The following is a 1,500-nucleotide window of genomic DNA, read 5'->3' as shown; positions in this document are numbered from 1 at the left end:
GTCCAAGATGGAACAATTCACCGCTAAGCGGATCGATGCTGCGATGAATTGTCAGTATCTCGGCATAAAACGACCCATCTTTTTTTCGATTCCATACCTCTCCGCGCCAGAAACCGTTTTCAGACAGGCTTTGCCACATTTCACTGTAAAAGGCTTTAGATTGTTTACCCGAGCTAAGCAGATTGGGTTGCTGACCAATGAGCTCGTCCTTGCTGTAACCGGTTATTTCGCATAGGGTATCGTTTACATCCACGATAATATTATCGGCATTGGTGATAATAATGCCTTCATGCACCCGATCAAACAGCAGTTCCAATAGCGAGTGTCTTTGATGTTTAAGTAAGGCGCTCACAAATAAAATCCTTATACTAAAACCATATATTTATTAGGGTTTTTAGCATAGCTTTTATCGCTTAAGCAAATTTTTGAAACGAATCACTGATAGCCATAAAAAAAGCCAGTCACATGATGACCGGCTCTTTTCTTCTGAGAAATACAACTTAATTTATTCAGCCATATTCCAGATATGTGAAACGACTTCCCATTCGCCCTGATCACTTTGCTGCAGGACAGTCATTAAAACACCATTAAATGTCATAGTTTCGCCCTCTTCACCTTCGACATCGGCAGACCAGTTAGCTAATTGACTAACCTGACCTGCTGAAGAATAAGTGGCAATGGTCGTAATCTTATGGTTGTGCAAGCCATTGTCAAAAAATCCCTGAAACAATGCGGCGATTTCCTGCTGCCCGTTTAGTACATTGCCGTCACCAGGGGATAATGTGGCTTGTGAAGCATAGAGATCAACTAACGCGTCAATATCGCTATCATTAAAAGCAGCATTCCACTGCTCATTCGCAGAATTAACAACTTCCTGCGCATCATAATCAGCTGTTGGATTACTGCACGCACTTACCGTCAGGATAAGCAGGCTCAGTGGTAATAAACGATTTAATATTTTCATGGTTACTCCTTTGTGGATTATTTATTCAAGATAGGATCATCTTCAAAAACATGCCGTCGTTGATATATCTTTTCCAATAACGACATCAGGTTAAGCGCTTCAGTTTCGGTCAGCGCCTGCATTAATAAATTGACTCGTTGATAATACCCCGGCATCACTTCATCAAGTTTAGCCTGGCCCTTAGCTGTCAAACGTATCAAAATCTGACGTCTGTCCCGCCGGCCATGCACCCGGCTGATTAATTTCTCGCGTAACAGACCATCCAACAAACCCGTCATCGTAGCGCGCGACACACCGGCTTTTTCAGCAAGCAAGGATGGTGTTGAACTCAGATCATCCTCACGCATAAGCAATAACAAAACCCACCATCGACCCTGTAATAAGTCATATCCAGCCAGATAGCTGTTCAGTCCATGCGATAGATCTGAACCTACACGCAGCAGATTCAAAAAAGTCATCACACTTTTAATATCAGTTTGCGGGTAACGATCCGCAAACTTCTGCAATATCTCAGCGTTGGGAATATCTTTAACTGA

Annotated in this window: 3 protein-coding genes; all 3 read right to left on the bottom strand. The window is 42.7% G+C overall.

Annotated elements, in window-relative coordinates; translation table 11 throughout:
* Positions 1–352 (bottom strand): PAS domain-containing protein (locus B3O33_RS06470; RefSeq protein WP_292363225.1); only part of this gene is annotated, 352 nt, incomplete at its 3' end.
* Between the two features lie 153 nt (positions 353–505).
* Positions 506–964, bottom strand: a complete 459-nt coding sequence (locus B3O33_RS06465) for a YybH family protein (protein WP_292362585.1) — start codon at positions 962–964, stop codon at positions 506–508.
* A gap of 17 nt (positions 965–981) precedes the next feature.
* Positions 982–1,500, bottom strand: a 519-nt coding sequence (locus B3O33_RS06460) for a MarR family winged helix-turn-helix transcriptional regulator (protein ID WP_292363224.1), incomplete at its 5' end; no start/stop codon positions are given.

This window comes from Methylophaga sp. UBA1464, assembly GCF_002325665.1.
Classification (GTDB): Bacteria; Pseudomonadota; Gammaproteobacteria; order Nitrosococcales; family Methylophagaceae; genus Methylophaga.
This window is presented reverse-complemented; position numbering and strand designations above follow the sequence as displayed.